Genomic DNA, 15,590 nt, shown 5'->3' with positions numbered 1-15,590 from the left:
AGGAGATCGTCATGACAGCCCATAACATCCACGTTTTGCCGCATGGTTCCGGATGGGACGTGATCCAGGAGGGCGCGCGGTATGCCAACTCGCATCACGCGTCGCAGGAAGACGCCGTGGAGGCCGGCACGCGCGACGCCCAGCGCGAGCAGGTCGAGTTGTTGATTCACGGACTGGACGGACAGATCCGCACCCGCAGCAGCTTTGGGCATGAGCCTCGCTCGATATAGCGCTGGATATGGGCAAGCCGGGGCATAAGTCCAGGTCCTGACGCCATGTCCCCCGCGTGGGCCGGCACCTAGGTGCCGCTCTTGTCTCCTGTGCTGGCCACCGTTGCCGCCGCCCCCTGCGCCGACACAGGCGGCGCGGGGGGTGCACCACTGATCTTGGGCACGCACTCGGAGCGGAACCACGCAACAGTGATCGGCTCGCCGGCCATCAAGCGCTTTGCGGTAGGCACCACCTGCTCGCCAATCAGCATCCCAAGCAGCCCGATCAAGGCAATGGCGGGCGGGGCCGGCGAGCGAACCTGCAACAGCGCATAGATGATGCCAACCAGAATCCCCGCGCCGAACGAAACAAGAAACAGCTTCATGGTGCTTCTCCCTGGAAGTAGCCGCCGGTCAGGATGGTGGTGCGGACCAAAGCGTCTTCACTGCCGTCTTCACTGCCATCAGAACGCCCAGCAGGAGCAACCCAACGCGCCCCAGAACCCGCGGTGATCCGACACCGGCGCGCTGGACTGCCACGCACCGGCATGTGCATGGCCGTGCACGCCGCAGGCGCTCGCGCAGCCGCAGCCAGCCGTCACGGCCAGCGCCTGCGCGCCTGGCGCCCGCCGTGGCTGGTAGCCGCCGAAAGCGCGCACCGGCGCCCAGTCCGGCATGGCGGGCGGCAGCGGCGGCGCCAGCTTGCCGAAGTCGCCATCGCCATACACGACTTTGCCGCCCAGCATGGTCAGCACGGAGGTGATGTCCTGGATCTCGTCGCCCGGCACGGAGAAATAGTCGCTCGACAGCACCGCCAGGTCGGCCAGCTGCCCAGCCTGGATCTGGCCCTTCTTGCCTTGCTCGGAGGAGAACCAGGTATTGGCCTCGGTCCACAGGCGCAACGCGGCTTCGCGGTCGAGCAGGTTGGCCTGCGGATACAGCGAGAGTCCGCCCAGGGTCTTGCCAGTGACCATCCAGGACAGCGACACCCAGGGGTTGTACGACGCCACGCGCGTGGCATCGGTGCCGCCGCCCACATTGACTCCGCGCTCCAGCATGCGCTTGATGGGCGGCGTGCTCTCGGCGGCCTTGGCGCCATAGCGCTCGACGAAATACTCGCCCTGGTAGGCCATGCGGTGTTGCACGGCGATGCCGCCGCCCAGCGCCGCGATGCGGTCGATGTTGCGGTCGGTAATGGTCTCGGCATGGTCGAAGAACCAGTGCAGGCCGTCGAACGGCACGTCCCGCGCCACCTTTTCGTAGACGTCCAGCGCGCGGGAGATGGTCTCGTCATAGGTAGCGTGCAGGCGCCATGGCCAGCGGTTTTCCGCCAGCAGGCGGATCACCGGCTCCAGGTCGCCTTCCATCGATGGCGGCATGTCGGGCCGCTCGACGCGAAAGTCCTCGAAGTCGGCGGCACTGTAGACCAGCATCTCGCCGGCGCCGTTGTGGCGGTACAGGTCGTCGCCCTGGCCGGGCTTGATCTGCTTGGACCAGCCGCTGAAATCGCTGAGCTCGTCCTTGGGCTTTTGCGTGAACAGGTTGTAGGCCAGGCGCACCGTGAGCTGCCCGTCCTTGTGCAGCTCCTCGATGATGTGGTAGTCCTCGGGGTAGTTCTGGTAGCCGCCACCAGCGTCGATGACGCCGGTCACGCCAAGACGGTTCACCTCGCGCATGAAATGGCGCGTGGAGTTCTTCTGGTATTCGGGCGGCAGCTTCGGGCCCTTGGCCAGCGTGGCGTAGAGGATGGTGGCGTTTGGCTTGGCGAGCAGCAGGCCCGTGGGATTGCCGGCCTTGTCGTGCACGATCTCGCCGCCCGGCGGGTTCGGCGTGTCCTTGGTATAGCCCACGGCGCGCAGGGCGGCGCCGTTGAGGATGGCACGGTCGTACAGGTGCAGGATGAATACCGGGGTATCCGGCGCGGCCGCGTTCAGCTCATCGATGGTAGGCAGGCGCCTCTCCGCGAATTGCTGATCGGTAAAGCCGCCTACCACGCGCACCCATTGTGGTGCCGGTGTGCGCGCCACTTGCTCCTTGAGCATGCGCATGGCATCGGCCAGCGAGCGCACGCCATCCCAGCGCAACTCCATGTTGTAGTTCAGTCCGCCGCGGATGATGTGCATATGGCTGTCGATCAGCCCCGGCACGACGCAACGGCCATGCAGGTCGATCACCTGGGTGCCGCTGTCCGCCAGGGCCATCACATCCTGCCGCGCGCCCACGGCAACGAACTTGCCATCCCGGATGGCGACGGCATCGGCCTGCGGGTTGGCGCGGTCAAGCGTGGCAAAGCGCCCGTTCATCAGGATCAGTTCGGGCTTGGCGGTGGCATCCATGGCGAGGCTCCGGTCGATGGCAACGACATGCAGCGGGGGCCGCGGCAAAGCGGCACCCGCCGGTTCGGCAAAGCGCAGTCTGAGCGCTAGCGGGCGGGCACGGCCGGCAGGGCCTCGTGCTTGTCGCTGGTCCGTTGCTCGGCCTTGTGCACCATCGTGTAGGCATAGTCCACGCCCATGCCGTAAGCGCCGGAATGCTCCTTGACCAGTTTCATCACGGCGTCATAGGTGTCGCGGTGCGCCCAGTCGCGCTGCCATTCGAGCAGCACCTGCTGCCAGGTCACGGGGACGACGCCAGCCTGGATCATGCGCTGCATGGCATAGTCGTGCGCTTCCTTGGAAGTGCCGCCCGAGGCGTCGGCCACCATGTAGATTTCGTAGTTGCCCTCGGCCATCGCGCACAGCGCAAAGCTGTTGTTGCACACCTCGGTCCACAAGCCGGAGACAACGACCTTCTTGCGCCCGTTCGCCGCGAGCGCATCACGTACCTTCTGGTCATCCCAGGAGTTCATCGACGTGCGTTCAAGCAGCGTCTTGCCGGGAAACACATCGAGCAATTCCGGATAGGTGAAGCCCGAGAAACTCTCGGACTCCACGGTAGTGATCGTGGTGGGAATATTGAAGATCTTCGCCGCCTTGGCCAATCCGACAGTATTGTTCTTGAGGGCCTGCCGGTCCATGGATTGCACGCCGAAGGCCATTTGTGGCTGGTGATCGATGAAAATCAACTGACTGTTCTGCGGCGTCAATACCTCGAGCTTCGGGTTAGTCATGGTGTTTCTCCGATACGGACGTACGGATCGATCGAGGACGCGTGACGCCCTCGCCTTGAATTCGCCTCGTGGGCGCGGCGCCCGCGTGCGTGCACATGCGGCGGCGTGAAGCGCGCCCCATGCTTTGAGCCTTACTAATATAGGAACTCTTTTCAAACGGGCCAGGCTTTTCTTACCCGGCAGCGGGCGCTTTTTTCCTTGCCTTCAGCGCCGGCATGGCGTCATGCGCTTGCGTGAATTTTGCGATACAGCCCTGTTGGAAATCGCTTTTGACAACCATACTCGCTTAACCAGGCGCCATCAGGCGGAACCCTCCGCATGCGCCGAACGGGAGAAACGCTATGGAACGCTTGGCCGGAAAGGTCGCCATCGTCACCGGTGCCAGCGGCGGCATCGGATTCGCCACGGCGAAGCTGTTTGCCGCCCAGGGCGCCAAGGTCGTCATCGGGGCGCGGCGCCAGGACGAACTGGACAAACTGGCCACGCAGATCCGCGCGGCCGGCGGCGACGCCACCGCGTTGGCTGGCGATGTGCGCGCGGAGGACTATGCCAAGGCGCTGGTCGCGCTGGCAGTCGAGCGTTACGGCAGGCTGGATGTCGCGTTCAACAACGCCGGCACGCTGGGCGAATCCGGCCCCAGCACCAGTGTTTCCGAAGCGGGCTGGAATGACGCCATCGCGATCAACCTGACGGGCTCCTTCCTCGGCGCCAAGCATCAGATCGCGCAAATGCTCAAGAATGGCGGCGGCTCGGTCATCTTCACCTCGACGTTCGTCGGCTACAGCTTTGCGTTCCCCGGTGTGGCAGCCTACGCGGCGAGCAAATCGGGCCTGATCGGCCTGACCCAGGCGCTGGCCGCCGAGTTCGGGCCACAAGGAGTGCGTGTCAATGCGATACTGCCGGGGGCCGTGGACACCGACATGTACCGCAGCATGAACAGCACGGCGGAGTCCCAGTCCTTTATCACCAACCTCCACGCCCTCAAGCGCGTGGCCAGTGCGGACGAACTGGCCCGTTCGGTGCTGTACCTGGCATCCGACGATTCAGCCTTCGTGACCGGTACCGCATCCCTGGTGGATGGTGGTGCATCGATCACGCGCACCTGAGCAAAGGCTCGAAAGCCACGACACCAGCAACGCGTTCCGATGCCCATCACTGCGCCACTCTCCTCCAAGCTTGCCCTGATCTCGGCCCAAGGATTCGCGTTCCGCGAGAGCCGCCAGCCGGACTATCGCTTCGAATGGCATACGCACGATTGCGCCATGCTGCTGTGGCCGCGCCTGGGCAGGCTCAAAAGTGCGTGGATGGCGCCAGGCCATGATTCCGATCGCGCCCCAGGCCTCGCAGACTCCCGCGCCGCAAAGCTGGTCCGGGGTTCGGCCGTCTTGCTTCCCGTTTATGCCGCGCACCTCACCGTCTCGGATTCGGGCCGCCAACAACACGGGGAGCTGTACCTGCCGCCCGACAGCCTGCACGAGTGCCGGCATTTCGGGGCCCTCCGTCTGGACGGCGCCACCATCGCCATGCTGGATGCCCTGCTGGCGCCAACCCTCGCCACGGCCAGCACCGCGCTATTGGTGCGCGCGATCGTTGCGCAAGTGCTATCGAGCCAGCCGCTGGCCTTGCCGCCAGCGCCCATCTCCATCGGGAGCAGGATGGTGCAGTGCTTCATGCTGGCATTGGAATACGAGGCCGCGCTCCCCGCCGTGGAAGCGGTGGCTTGCGAGCTCGGCGTCTCAACGCGCCAGCTTCAACGCGCCGCGCAAGAGGAATTCGGTGCCAGTCCCGTCAGCATCCGGCGCAGGCTGCTGGCAGCGCACGCCAGGGCATTGCTGAGCGAGGGGCATTCACTGGCCCGGGTCAGCGAGCGGCTTGGATTCGCTACCAGCGGGCACCTCGCCAGGCTACTGCGGACGGCCGGCGAGCAAACCCGTTAGCCAGCCGTCCGACATCGCGTTTAGCAAGCCAGCGCCCACGCATCGATCTCGATTTCGATCCAGGCTTGGCTCGGCAGGCTCGCCACCCCAACCGCGCTGCGGGCAGGCAGCAACTGGCCGGGAAACGCCACGCACAGCACGGCCGAGGCCGCGTCCAGCACCGCGGGATGGTGCGCGAAATCCGCCGATGCACGAATGAAGCCGCGCAAGCGCATCACTTGTGCCACCCGGTCCAGCTGGCCGCCGCAAGCGTCCCGTAGCGCCGCCAGCGCATTCAGCATGGCCACTTCGGCGGCAAGGCGCGCGTCGGCCACGTCGTACTCGCCGTGGCAAATGCCCGCGATGGCTATCCCATCTTGCCGGCAGGTCTGGCCGCTGATGGCAATCCATCGCCCTTCCTGTCCGGACACGATGCAGGAAGGGGCATACATGCCGCGCGGCACGGGAGCGCTCGGCAATGCAAAGCCGGCGGCTGCCAGCCGGGCCTCCGGAGATGCATGGCTCACGGCGCCTCCCATTCCACGTTGCCGCTTAGCCAGCAACCATCTTCCCCCCCTTCCGGCGAATACCGAGGGCTCACCTGGATCTCGGACGGGCAGCCCATGGCTTCGCCTTGCACGACGGTGACCGCTTGCGAGCCAGCACCGTCGTTGGCAAACGCGCCCGACCCAATCAGATGCCCCCAGAGCGCGGCCGCGGCGATGCCCGTCGCCGCGTCCTCGGGGTAGCCAGAGGATTTGGGGAACTGCCGGGCATGCACAACGTGCGGCGCCGTCGCATCCATCGCAAACGGATAGAGCCCCGTGGAACCGATCGACTCGCACAGCGCTGCCATCGCGTCGAAATCCGGCTGCAACCGGTTGAGCGCCGCCACATCCGGCAGTGCCACCAGGGTCTTGACCCGGCTGGTGGATGCGTTTGTCATGGCGTAGTGCGCGGCGCCGGCCGGCAAACGAAGCACGTCGGCCACGCGCTGGCGCTCCGGCTCCAACAGCGCACGGCGATTGACGGGCGGCTGCGAGATCCAGGCGCGCTGGTGCGCTTCATCCCACCGGGCAACGACCGGGCCGCTCAAGGTCTCCACCCGTGCCGTGGGGCTGGTCCAGCGTTTCCATTGGCGCAGCGCCCAGAGCGTGCCGACGGTGGCGTGCCCGCACATTTCCATCTCGTGCTGCGGGACAAAGAAGCGCAGGCGCCAGTCGAATCGGCTATCGCTCGGCGGCAGGACAAAGGCGGATTCATGTCCATGGCTGAGTGCCACCTGCTGCATGGCAGCATCGGACATGCCGCGCGCATCGGCGACAAGGGGAACCGGGTTGCCGCCACGGGCCGCGTTCGCACCGCGCACAAACACGCGCATGACCGTGACCGCGCCGGGCGTAGTGGGCATGCTGATCGAGGCGGGCTTATTCAACGGTGGCCCCCACGGATCTAGCAATAGCGCCCCAGTACGGAATGTCCTTGTTCACCGTTGCCTGCATCTCGGCCGGCGTGCCCGGGTGAGCGGTAACGCCCTTGGTGGCCAGGTCGCGGGCCACAGCGCGCTGCGCGAGCACCGTGTTCAGCGCCGCATTGAAGCGGCTGACGATGGCCAGCGGCGTGCCCTTGGGAAAGGCCACGCCATACCAGAGCTGCTGCTCGAAATTGACAATGCCCTGCCTGGCGAAGGTCGGCACGTCCGCCAGCAGCGGCGTAGGCGCGGTCGTGGCGATGGCCGTGATCTTCTGCGCTTTCACATAAGGCGCCAGGCCGACCGGGTTATCGAACATCAACTGGACCTGCCCGCCCATCAGGTCGGTATAGGCCGGCGCCGCGCCGCGATACGGCACGTGGATCATGGGCACGTTCGCCAGCTTGCTGAACTGCTCCCCCATCAGGTGGGAGACCGTGCCCACGCCAACCGAGCCGATCGTGGGCTGCCCGCCTGCCGCCTTCAGCTTCTCCACCAGCGCCTTGACGTCCTTGGCCTGCAAGGACCGGTTGACTGCCAGCACATAGGGCGACGTGCCGATGAAACCCGCGTAGGCGAAGTCGCTGGCCGGGTCATACGCCAGCTTCGGGTACACGCTGACGCTGACCGCATGCGTGCTGGTGGTGACGACCCCGGCGGTGTAGCCATCCGGCGCGGCCCGTGCGACAAAGGTCGAGCCGATGGTGCCGCCGGCCCCGCTACGGTTGTCGATGACGACCGGCTGCCCGAGTTCCTTTTGCAGCAGCGGCTGGATCGACCGGATGACAAGGTCGGTGCCCCCGGCTGCCGGGAACGGGACGACCAGCGTGATGGGCCGGGTAGGCCAGCCTTGTGCAAAGGCCGTCCCGAAGCTCAGGGCGGCAAGGATGGCGGCCGAAGCCCCGTAGGCTCCGTAAGACAGCAAAGATCGATGGAAAGGTCGGTAAGGCAGTCGTGGCGCAGATGACATGGCGTTCTCCCTGGATGGAAGCAACGAGTCTATTCAGGCGCCCTGGGCAGGCCAAACCCGGATGCGACAAGCGGCAAGCCCAAATGCGACAAGCCGCCGCGCGGCCCCGCGCGTTCTACGACCTGGTGGTCGAGGTGGCCATCGTCCGGCCGGGCCCGGTGCAAAGCGGCATGGTGCATCCTTACTGCGCCACCGGCAGGGACTCGGCCGGCCGCTTATTCCAGCATCGCCATGGAGAAAGCGCTATCGTGCGCGCCCGGCGTGCCAATCTTCCAGGAACAGGCCATGCCGGTGGCCATGAACGCGTTCCCCGCCCTCGCCTCAACCCGCCGAGTTGGCGGGAAGCACCGAAACACGGACGCTGGTAATGCCCAGCGGCTCGCGCCCGGCAGCATCCGCTGCGACCGTCCACGCCTTCAGCGTCTCGGCGACCGACTGCAACAGCGCCGCGCCCGTAGTGGACGCTTGGTCCTGCCCCAGCAACACCTCGAACGACGCGCTACGCTCGCCCGCCACCTGCAGCCGCGCATCCAGGTCGCCCAGCAAGGCGTAGACGGCATTGGCCAGCAGCTGCACAAAGCCGCGCTGCAGGCCAAGCGGCTGGTACTGCGGGCGAATCCAAGACTCGACCAGCGTGACGAAGATCACGCCGGTTTCGTCGGCATTGATCTCGAACGCGCAGTACCCGACCGGATCCAGGTCTCGCGCGAGGATCAGGCGGTAGAACAGCACCTGGCCGCAAACCTCATCGGTATCCATGTCCATCTCGAATGCCTGGCCCGGCTCCCAGTCCTCGCTGTCGAGGACTTCGCCAACGGCCGGCTCGTCGCCGGCATGCACCTCGAGATGGCTGCGCAGCGCAGCGAGCACCTCATCGCGCCCGGGCGCTTCCGGCGGTTCCGTATAGATGGCAAACCGCTCTGCCTCGCCCGCCTCGGCAAAGGCGGTGCCCATCAAGGGCGCGAGCTGCAAAGGCAGCGGCTCCTGCAGGGCTTGGCGGAGAGTGTCGGTATTGGTGGACGCGGTCATGGGCTTGATTAGACTTGATGAGGGCTTGGGATTGAATGCGCGCCAGCGGCGCAGGCACAAAAAAGTTAGCGCCGAGTTTGCCACAGATATGGCGCGGCGAAGCGCTCGGATGGGTTGGCGCCGCATCAACCCGCAACCAGCCAGCAGCGCCTGTGCCACAATCGCCCGGCCGGATACCGAAACACCCCGCAAAATAGCCGCCGGCCCACAGAAAAAAAAGGAAACCCCATGTCCTCCCGCCGTCAATTCATGAAAACAATGCCGGTGGCCGTTGTCGCAAGCCTTGCCGCCGTCCCGGCCTGGCGTGGCGCTTACGCCGCCGCGCCCACGCTCGACGAGGCCGATCCGCAGGCGGTCAAGCTGGGCTACAAGGCGGATACCCGCAAGGTAGACCAGGCCAAATATCCCAGGCATGCCGCCAGCCAGACCTGCGCCAACTGCCAGCTGTTCCAGGAAGGCGCCAACCCGGCAACGGGCGGCTGCGTGCTGTTTGGCGACAAGCAGGTAGCTGCCGCCGGATGGTGCAGTTCGTGGGAACAGGGATAAAAGCCGAAGGTTGCACGCTCAGTTGCCCTGAGCGTCCCGGGGCGAAGCCGGCTCCACGCCCTGCGCCGGCGCATCGCAGCGCTCCCGGTCCTGCGCATCCCACAATCGCCCGCGCGTGCGCGGGTCCACCGGCAGCCGCTGCTGCATGGCCGCCTTGGCCAGCATATGGGCGCTGATCGGCGCGGTAAGAAACAGGAAGGCAGTCACCAGCAACGCATGCAGGCTCAGGCCGTCGCCTTGGTTGCTGAAGAACACCACCGACGCCAACACTACGCCGCCAACGCCAAGCGTAGTCGACTTGGTCGGGCCGTGCAGGCGCATGAAGAAATCCGGCAGCCGGACGAGGCCGATCGCGCCGACCAGGGTGAAGACGCTGCCGATCAGCAGCAGCGCGCAGGTGGCGATTTCCGCGACGGGGCTCATCGAGTCCATTGGGTCTCCCGGTGCCGGTTACTTGAGTTCGATGATGTCGCCGCGCTGCAGGTACTTGGTCAGCGCGACGGTGCCAATGAAGCCCATCACCGCGATCAGCAGCGCAATCTCGAAAAACAGCGCCGAGCGCAGCCAGATGCCGAACACCACGATCAGCGCGATGGCATTGATATTGAGCGTATCGAGCGCCACGATGCGGTCGGGCAGGCCCGGGCCGCGCACCAGGCGGATAAAGGCCAGCAGGCAGGCAACCCCGAGGATCGCCAGCGAAATCGGTATTACGACGGCAAGCATTCGAATATCTCCCTTAACGGTGTCTCGTAGCGCGTCTTGATCAGCGCGATCAGCCTGGCCTCATCGTCAAGATCCAGCACATGCACCAGCAGTCGGCGGCGGTCGTCGCTGAGTTCGGCGCACAAGGTGCCAGGGCTGAGCGACACGATGCTGATCAGCGCGGCCAGCGCCAGCTCGTGCTCGACATCGATCGGCAGCTGGATAAAGGCCGGGCGCAGCCGGGATACCGGCCCCAGCACCAGGATGGCCACTTCCACATTGGCCACCACGATGTCGATGAGCACATGCACGAACAAGCGCAGCATCAGGTCGGGACGAGACAGCCGCACCGGCCGCAGCCAGAGCCGTGACCCGATTCGCAGCGAGAATGCCCAGCCGAGGAAGGCACCCAGCGCCAAGTTGCCTGGCGATGCGCTATTGGCCAGCAGCAGCCAGATCGCCAGCAGCGCCAGGCTGAGCCAAGGATGCGGGAACAAGCGTTTCCACATGGTGTCAGCCTCCCCCGGACGGCAGCACCGCGCGCAGGTACGCGCCACGGTCGAACAACTGGGCGGACGTGTCGGCAAGATACTGGCTCAGCGGACGGGCACACACGACCAGCGCCAAGCTGCAGACCAGCAGGAACGCGCAGCAGCCCAGCTTCCAGCCGTCGGGCGCAATGCGCTGGCGGGCGCCATGGCGCTCCGGATCGTGATCCTGGGGCAGGCGCCACAACAGGCGCGTGCCCGTGCGGCTGACCGCAATCAGCAGCGCCAGGCTGGACAGCAGGATGCAAGGCCACAACACGGCCGCCGCCGGCAGCGAGGCACTGCGCATGACCATGATCTTGCCGATGAAGCCGGATAGCGGCGGCAAGCCGATCGCCGCCACCGCCGCGACCAGGAACAGCAAGCCTGCCAGCCGCGAGCCACGGACCACCGCCACCGGCTCGCGCGCCGGGGCGGCAGGTGGCGCGGGCTCCAGCGCGTCCGCCAGCAGGAACAGCGCCGCCGTGCACAGCGTGGTGCTGAGCAGGTAATACAGCGCCCCTGCCCAGCTCTGCGCTGTCTGCATCGACACGCTGGCCGCCAGCAGCCCCACCGATGCCAGCACAAGGTAGCAGGTCAGCGATTTGAGATTCGGGGCGGCCAGCGCGCCGAGGGCGCCGAACGCCATGGTGGCAAGGGCCAGCCACCACACCCAGTCATGCAGGAACACGCCCAGCATGCCATCCGGCGCATCGAAAACCAGCGCGGCGCAGCGCAGGATGGCGTAGATGCCCACCTTGGTCATGATGGCGAACAGCGCCGCAGCCGAGCCCGTGGCGCTGGCGTAGGCCTTGGGCAGCCAGAAAACCATGGGAAACAGCGCGGCCTTGAGCGCGAAGACCAGCATCAGCATGACGCCCGCCGCCGTGGCCAGCGGCACATCGGCCGGCGCCAGCCCGGCCAGCCGCACGCCCATATGCGCCATGTTGAGCGTGCCGCTCAGCCCGTACAGCACGCCGATCGCGATCAGGAAGAAAGCGGATCCGGCCAGGTTCAGCACGACGTAGTGCAGCCCGGCACCGATGCGTGCCCGCCCGCCGCCGTGCAGCAGCAAGGCATAGGAGGCGATCAGCAGGATCTCGAAGAAGACGAAGAGATTGAACAGGTCGCCGGCCAGGAAGGCGCCGTTCAGCCCCATCAGCTGGAACTGGAACAGCGCATGGAAATGCCGCCCGAGGCGCGCATCGCCCCGGCCCGCCGCCACCACGGCGGCCGCGCCCAGCACCGCGGTCAGCAACAGCATCAGGGCGCCCAGCCGGTCGAGCTGGAGCACGATGCCAAACGGCGCTGGCCAGTTCCCGATGTGATCGACCATGATGGCGCCCGTGGCCGCCACACTGACCATGCACGCCGCGACCGGCAGCAACAGCAGCGTGACCGCGGTGCTCAGCACGCGCTGGGCCCGTGCCCAGCGCGCCGGCGCGGCCACCAGCAGGCCGCCGGCAAACATCGGCAGCAGGATGGGCAGGAGAATCGACAGTTGGAGGCTGTGGGTCATTGGCCGCTCGCCGTGTCTGTGCCGGGGGTGCCGGAGGGGCCGGGGGTACCGGCCGCCGGCGGCTCGCCCTGCGCCGGGCCCGCTTCCCTGCCGTCCACATGATCGCTGCCCGTGATGCCGAGGGAGCGCAAGGCCAGCACCACCGCGAATGCCGTCATGGCAAAACCGATGACGATGGCCGTCAGCACGAGGCCCTGCGGCAGCGGATCGGCATACTGCGCGCCCGTGGCAATGATCGGCGGGCGGCCGGTGGAGAGCCGCCCCATCCCCAGCAGGAACAGGCTCACGGCGTACGAGATCAGCGCCAGCCCCACCACCACGGAAAACGTGCGCGCACGCAGCAGCAGGTAGATGCCGCAGGCCATCAGGATGCCGACCGTGCCGGCGTAGACGGCTTCCATCAGTCCCCCTCCTTCGCATTGACATTGCCATTGCCATTGCCGTTGACACTGACGCGCTTGTCGCGCACACCGAGGTGGGACACGATCAGCAAGGTCGTGCCCACCACCGTGAAATAAACGCCAAGGTCAAACACCATGGCGGTCGCCAGTTCGATTTCTCCCAGCACCGGTATGTGGAAATGGCCGAAGGCCGTGGTCAGGAACGGAAAACCAAACGCCCAGCTGCCCAGGCCGGTCAGCCCCGCCACCAGGATGCCGCCACCGGCCAGCGCGCGATAGTTCAGCGCGATGCGCGCCTGCGTCCACAGCACGCCGCTGGCCACGTACTGCAGCAGCAAGGCTACCGCCGTGATCAGCGCGGCGATAAAGCCGCCGCCCGGCAGGTTGTGCCCGCGCAGCAGCACGAAGACCGCGACCAGCATGGTCAGCGGCAACATCAGCCGGGCCAGGATGGCGAGCAGCAAGGGATGGCTCTGGCTTGACCATGGCAGCCCGTTGGGCCCCGCTGGCGGCGCTGTCAGGCGCATGCCCTTGAGCAGCGCCTGCACCGCCAGTCCGGCGACCAGCAGCACGCAGATCTCGCCCATCGTATCGAAGCCGCGGAAGTCCACCAGGATCACGTTGACCGCATTATGGCCACCGCCGCCTTCCACGCTGTTGGCCAGGAAGAACGAGGAGATCGCGTCGTAAGGCCGGGTCATCACCGCGTAGGCCAGGATGGCCAGCAGCGTGCCGCCGCCCAGCGCCAGGCAGCCGTCGCGCACGTGCCGGCCCACCGAGGACGAATCCGGCCGGTCAACAGGCAGGAAGTACAAGGCCAGCACCAGCAGCAGGATCGTGACGACCTCGACCGAGACCTGCGTCAGCGCCAGGTCCGGCGCCGAGAAGCGCGTGAACAGCAGCGCCACCAGCAAGCCGCACGCGCTCAGCAGCACAAGCGCGTTCAGCCGTTGCCGGTGGGCAATCACCACGCCGATCGCCGACAGCCCCAGCAAACCCATCCCCGCCACCGTCATGAGGTCGAGCGGCATCGATGGCACCGGGCCAGCCAGCGTGTCCAGGTCGGACAGGAAGACGGCGGGAATCAGCAACATGGCGGCCAGCATCCACGCCAGGTAGCCTTGCAGCGAGCCAGTCTCGAATGCGCCGGTGACGCGCCCGGCCATCTGCGCCAGGGTGTCGATGCCGGCCTCGAACGCATCGCGCGCGTTCAGATGGGCAAAACGCGCGTGCGTCCGATGAAAAGCGTTACGCCGCAAGAAGAACAGCACGCCGCCGCCGCCCATCGAGACCAAGCTCATCACCAGGGGCAGATTGACGCCATGCCACAGGCTGAGGCTGTATTCCGGCAGCGGGCCGCCCAGCGTCGCCAGGGCGGCCGTCGCCAGCAAGGGCCCTACCGTATACGCCGGGAACAGCCCGACCACAAGGCAGATGGCAACCAGCACCTCCACCGGGATCTTCATGGAGCGCGGCGGCTCATGTGGCGGATAGTTCGGCAAGTCGTCCGGCTCGCCGCCAAAGAACACACCGTAGATAAAGCGCAGCGAGTACGCCACCGTCAACGCCCCGGCAAGGGTCGCCGCCGCCGGGATGATCCAGTTGAAATCCCCCAGCAGACCCTGTGCGAGCGTCTCACCGAAGAACATCTCCTTGCTCAGGAAGCCGTTGAACAGTGGCACGCCCGCCATCGAGAGCGACGCCACGATGGCCAGCAACGCTGTGTGCGGCATATAGCGGCGCAGGCCCCGCAGCCGTTGCAGGTCGCGCGTGCCGGTCTCATGGTCGATGATGCCCGCCGCCATGAACAGCGATGCCTTGAACACCGCATGGTTGATGATGTGGAACAGCGCGGCCACCGTGCTCAGCTGCGTGTCCAGGCCGAACAGCAGCGTGATCAGGCCAAGATGGCTGATGGTGGAATACGCCAGCAGGCCTTTGAGGTCCCGCTGCAGCAAGGCCATGCCCGCGCCAAACACCAGCGTGGCAAGGCCGGTGAGGCTGACCATGTAGAACCACCAGTTGGTGCCGTCCAGCACCGGATACAGCCGCGCCAGCAGGAAGACGCCGGCCTTGACCATCGTGGCGGAATGCAGGTAGGCGGACACCGGCGTGGGCGCTGCCATCGCATGCGGCAGCCAGAAACTGAAGGGAAATTGCGCGGACTTGGTAAACGCCGCCAGCAAGATCAAGCTCAGCATCACCGGATACAGCGGGTGGCGCTGCACGCTGCCGGCCTGGGCCAGCACCACGGAGAGCTCCATGCTGCCGCAGATATGCCCGAGCAACAGCACGCCGGCCAGCAACGCCAGCCCGCCCCCGCCGGTCACCGTCAGCGCCATGCGCGCGCCCTTGCGCGCATCGGAGCGATAGGACCAGAAGCCGATCAGCAGGAACGACACGATGCTGGTCATCTCCCAGAACACCGCCAGCAGCAGCAGGTTGCTGGACAGCACCACACCCAGCATCGCCGCCATGAACAGCAGCAGCAGGGAGAAGAAACGTACGGTGGACTCGCTGCGCGGCAGGTAGTAGCGCGCATAAAGGATGACCAGCAACCCGATGCCCAGCACCAGCAGCGCAAACACGTAGGCCAGGCCGTCCAGCCGCAGGCTGAGGCTTAGCCCGATGTCCTCGAGCCAGGGCTGGCGCCAGGCAATGGTGCGGCCCTCGAACACGGCGCTGCGCACGCTGAGCAGCAAGCCAAGGCCAAGCAACGGCGTGCCCACCACGATGGGCGTGGCCAGAAAGCGTACGCGGCGCCGCACCAGCAACAACAGCAACGCTGCCAGCAAGGGAAGCGCGATCAACCAGGCCATCACCATCGGCGGGCTCCGCAAACGCGCCGCGTGCTGCCGGCGACGGGGGCATCAATGAGGTTAAAGGGGTTTTCGATGGCGTTCAATGTGTCGGCGTCCTGGGAAGCTCCGTGGCGTTCATGGACATGCATGGGGTAAGTGTGATGGCGTCTGCGCCTCAGGCAGGTTGACGACAAACACCGGCACATCCGATCTCGCGACAAGGGCGGTGGCGACGGGGCCGGGCGTGCCCACGCTGCCAGGTTTCCCCCCAGCTGCCGCGGCCTATTTTGCGCCACAGCCACTCGCCTCCGGCGCGGCCCCGCCTTCCCGGATAAAGAATTCAGATCCATCTCAAAAGAATTGAACACGAGGCTGGGCTTCGAGCCA

At 66.3% G+C, this 15,590-nt stretch carries 18 protein-coding genes; 5 read left to right on the top strand and 13 right to left on the bottom strand.

What is annotated here, in order from left to right:
- The first annotated feature begins 11 nt into the window (after window positions 1-11).
- The gene (locus tag AC1RQK_RS26185) at window positions 12-230 is read left to right on the top strand and encodes a DUF2188 domain-containing protein (protein ID WP_174425930.1); all 219 of its coding nucleotides are present in this window, start codon (window positions 12-14) and stop codon (window positions 228-230) included.
- 68 nt (window positions 231-298) lie between these two features.
- Here the strand turns inward: AC1RQK_RS26185 and AC1RQK_RS26180 are convergent, their stop codons facing one another.
- The 3 genes from AC1RQK_RS26180 to AC1RQK_RS26170 form a co-directional block, all read right to left on the bottom strand.
- A complete protein-coding gene (locus AC1RQK_RS26180; RefSeq protein ID WP_492371220.1) occupies window positions 299-595 on the bottom strand; it encodes a XapX domain-containing protein in 297 nt (98 codons plus the stop codon).
- A 78-nt stretch (window positions 596-673) separates the two neighbouring features.
- Window positions 674-2,545: an amidohydrolase gene (locus AC1RQK_RS26175; protein WP_492371219.1), complete on the bottom strand. Its 1,872-nt coding sequence runs from the start codon at window positions 2,543-2,545 to the stop codon at window positions 674-676.
- Between the two features lie 86 nt (window positions 2,546-2,631).
- On the bottom strand, window positions 2,632-3,318 hold the full coding sequence (locus tag AC1RQK_RS26170) for a hydrolase (protein ID WP_416052675.1): 687 nt from the start codon (window positions 3,316-3,318) through the stop codon (window positions 2,632-2,634).
- A gap of 341 nt (window positions 3,319-3,659) precedes the next feature.
- Between AC1RQK_RS26170 and AC1RQK_RS26165 the strand changes: the two genes are divergently transcribed.
- Complete coding sequence (locus AC1RQK_RS26165; protein ID WP_492811916.1) at window positions 3,660-4,424, top strand: SDR family oxidoreductase; 765 nt, start codon at window positions 3,660-3,662, stop codon at window positions 4,422-4,424.
- A gap of 39 nt (window positions 4,425-4,463) precedes the next feature.
- Window positions 4,464-5,255: a helix-turn-helix domain-containing protein gene (locus AC1RQK_RS26160; RefSeq protein ID WP_492811914.1), complete on the top strand. Its 792-nt coding sequence runs from the start codon at window positions 4,464-4,466 to the stop codon at window positions 5,253-5,255.
- Window positions 5,256-5,275: 20 nt separating this feature from the next.
- Here AC1RQK_RS26160 and AC1RQK_RS26155 read toward each other — a convergent pair whose 3' ends face one another.
- The 3 genes from AC1RQK_RS26155 to AC1RQK_RS26145 are packed head-to-tail and all read right to left on the bottom strand — an operon-like array spanning window position 5,276 to window position 7,675.
- Window positions 5,276-5,761 carry a RidA family protein gene (locus tag AC1RQK_RS26155; protein WP_492811912.1) on the bottom strand — a complete coding sequence of 162 codons (486 nt, stop codon included), beginning with the start codon at window positions 5,759-5,761 and terminating at the stop codon, window positions 5,276-5,278.
- Entirely contained in the window at window positions 5,758-6,645 is an 888-nt protein-coding gene (locus tag AC1RQK_RS26150; RefSeq protein WP_492811910.1) for a PhzF family phenazine biosynthesis protein, read from the bottom strand. The genes AC1RQK_RS26155 and AC1RQK_RS26150 overlap by 4 nt, the downstream gene beginning before the upstream one ends.
- Before the next feature lie 16 nt (window positions 6,646-6,661).
- Complete coding sequence (locus tag AC1RQK_RS26145) at window positions 6,662-7,675, bottom strand: Bug family tripartite tricarboxylate transporter substrate binding protein (protein ID WP_492371214.1); 1,014 nt, start codon at window positions 7,673-7,675, stop codon at window positions 6,662-6,664.
- Between AC1RQK_RS26145 and AC1RQK_RS26140 the strand changes: the two genes are divergently transcribed.
- Window positions 7,669-8,043: a hypothetical protein gene (locus AC1RQK_RS26140; protein ID WP_492371276.1), complete on the top strand. Its 375-nt coding sequence runs from the start codon at window positions 7,669-7,671 to the stop codon at window positions 8,041-8,043. The genes AC1RQK_RS26145 and AC1RQK_RS26140 overlap by 7 nt on opposite strands.
- Here the strand turns inward: AC1RQK_RS26140 and AC1RQK_RS26135 are convergent.
- Window positions 7,997-8,704, bottom strand: a complete 708-nt coding sequence (locus AC1RQK_RS26135) for a hypothetical protein (RefSeq protein ID WP_492811908.1) — start codon at window positions 8,702-8,704, stop codon at window positions 7,997-7,999. The two genes, AC1RQK_RS26140 and AC1RQK_RS26135, sit on opposite strands and share 47 nt — an antisense overlap.
- Before the next feature lie 228 nt (window positions 8,705-8,932).
- On the opposite strand from AC1RQK_RS26135, the gene AC1RQK_RS26130 reads away from it, so the two are divergent.
- Window positions 8,933-9,250, top strand: a complete 318-nt coding sequence (locus tag AC1RQK_RS26130; protein WP_174425926.1) for a high-potential iron-sulfur protein — start codon at window positions 8,933-8,935, stop codon at window positions 9,248-9,250.
- Between the two features lie 18 nt (window positions 9,251-9,268).
- Here the strand turns inward: AC1RQK_RS26130 and AC1RQK_RS26125 are convergent, their stop codons facing one another.
- From AC1RQK_RS26125 to AC1RQK_RS26100, 6 genes are read right to left on the bottom strand one after another with little or no spacing between them, the layout of a single operon-like run.
- Window positions 9,269-9,673 carry a Na+/H+ antiporter subunit G gene (locus tag AC1RQK_RS26125; protein WP_492812017.1) on the bottom strand — a complete coding sequence of 135 codons (405 nt, stop codon included), beginning with the start codon at window positions 9,671-9,673 and terminating at the stop codon, window positions 9,269-9,271.
- Window positions 9,674-9,700: 27 nt separating this feature from the next.
- Window positions 9,701-9,976 carry a K+/H+ antiporter subunit F gene (locus AC1RQK_RS26120; RefSeq protein WP_441631606.1) on the bottom strand — a complete coding sequence of 92 codons (276 nt, stop codon included), beginning with the start codon at window positions 9,974-9,976 and terminating at the stop codon, window positions 9,701-9,703.
- The gene (locus tag AC1RQK_RS26115; RefSeq protein WP_492371212.1) at window positions 9,961-10,464 is read right to left on the bottom strand and encodes a Na+/H+ antiporter subunit E; all 504 of its coding nucleotides are present in this window, start codon (window positions 10,462-10,464) and stop codon (window positions 9,961-9,963) included. Before AC1RQK_RS26115 ends, AC1RQK_RS26120 begins: the two co-directional genes overlap by 16 nt.
- 4 nt (window positions 10,465-10,468) lie before the next feature.
- Window positions 10,469-12,001, bottom strand: a complete 1,533-nt coding sequence (locus tag AC1RQK_RS26110) for a monovalent cation/H+ antiporter subunit D (RefSeq protein ID WP_492811905.1) — start codon at window positions 11,999-12,001, stop codon at window positions 10,469-10,471.
- The gene (locus tag AC1RQK_RS26105; protein ID WP_492371210.1) at window positions 11,998-12,402 is read right to left on the bottom strand and encodes a Na+/H+ antiporter subunit C; all 405 of its coding nucleotides are present in this window, start codon (window positions 12,400-12,402) and stop codon (window positions 11,998-12,000) included. Before AC1RQK_RS26105 ends, AC1RQK_RS26110 begins: the two co-directional genes overlap by 4 nt.
- Window positions 12,402-15,227 (bottom strand): monovalent cation/H+ antiporter subunit A, encoded by a 2,826-nt coding sequence (locus AC1RQK_RS26100; protein WP_492811903.1) that lies wholly within the window; start codon window positions 15,225-15,227, stop codon window positions 12,402-12,404. Before AC1RQK_RS26100 ends, AC1RQK_RS26105 begins: the two co-directional genes overlap by 1 nt.
- Window positions 15,228-15,590: the final 363 nt, after the last annotated feature.

This window comes from Cupriavidus sp. GW822-FHT02D05, assembly GCF_058802485.1.
The sequence above is the reverse complement of the archived record's forward strand: the minus strand, read 5'-3'. Positions and strand labels throughout refer to the sequence as shown.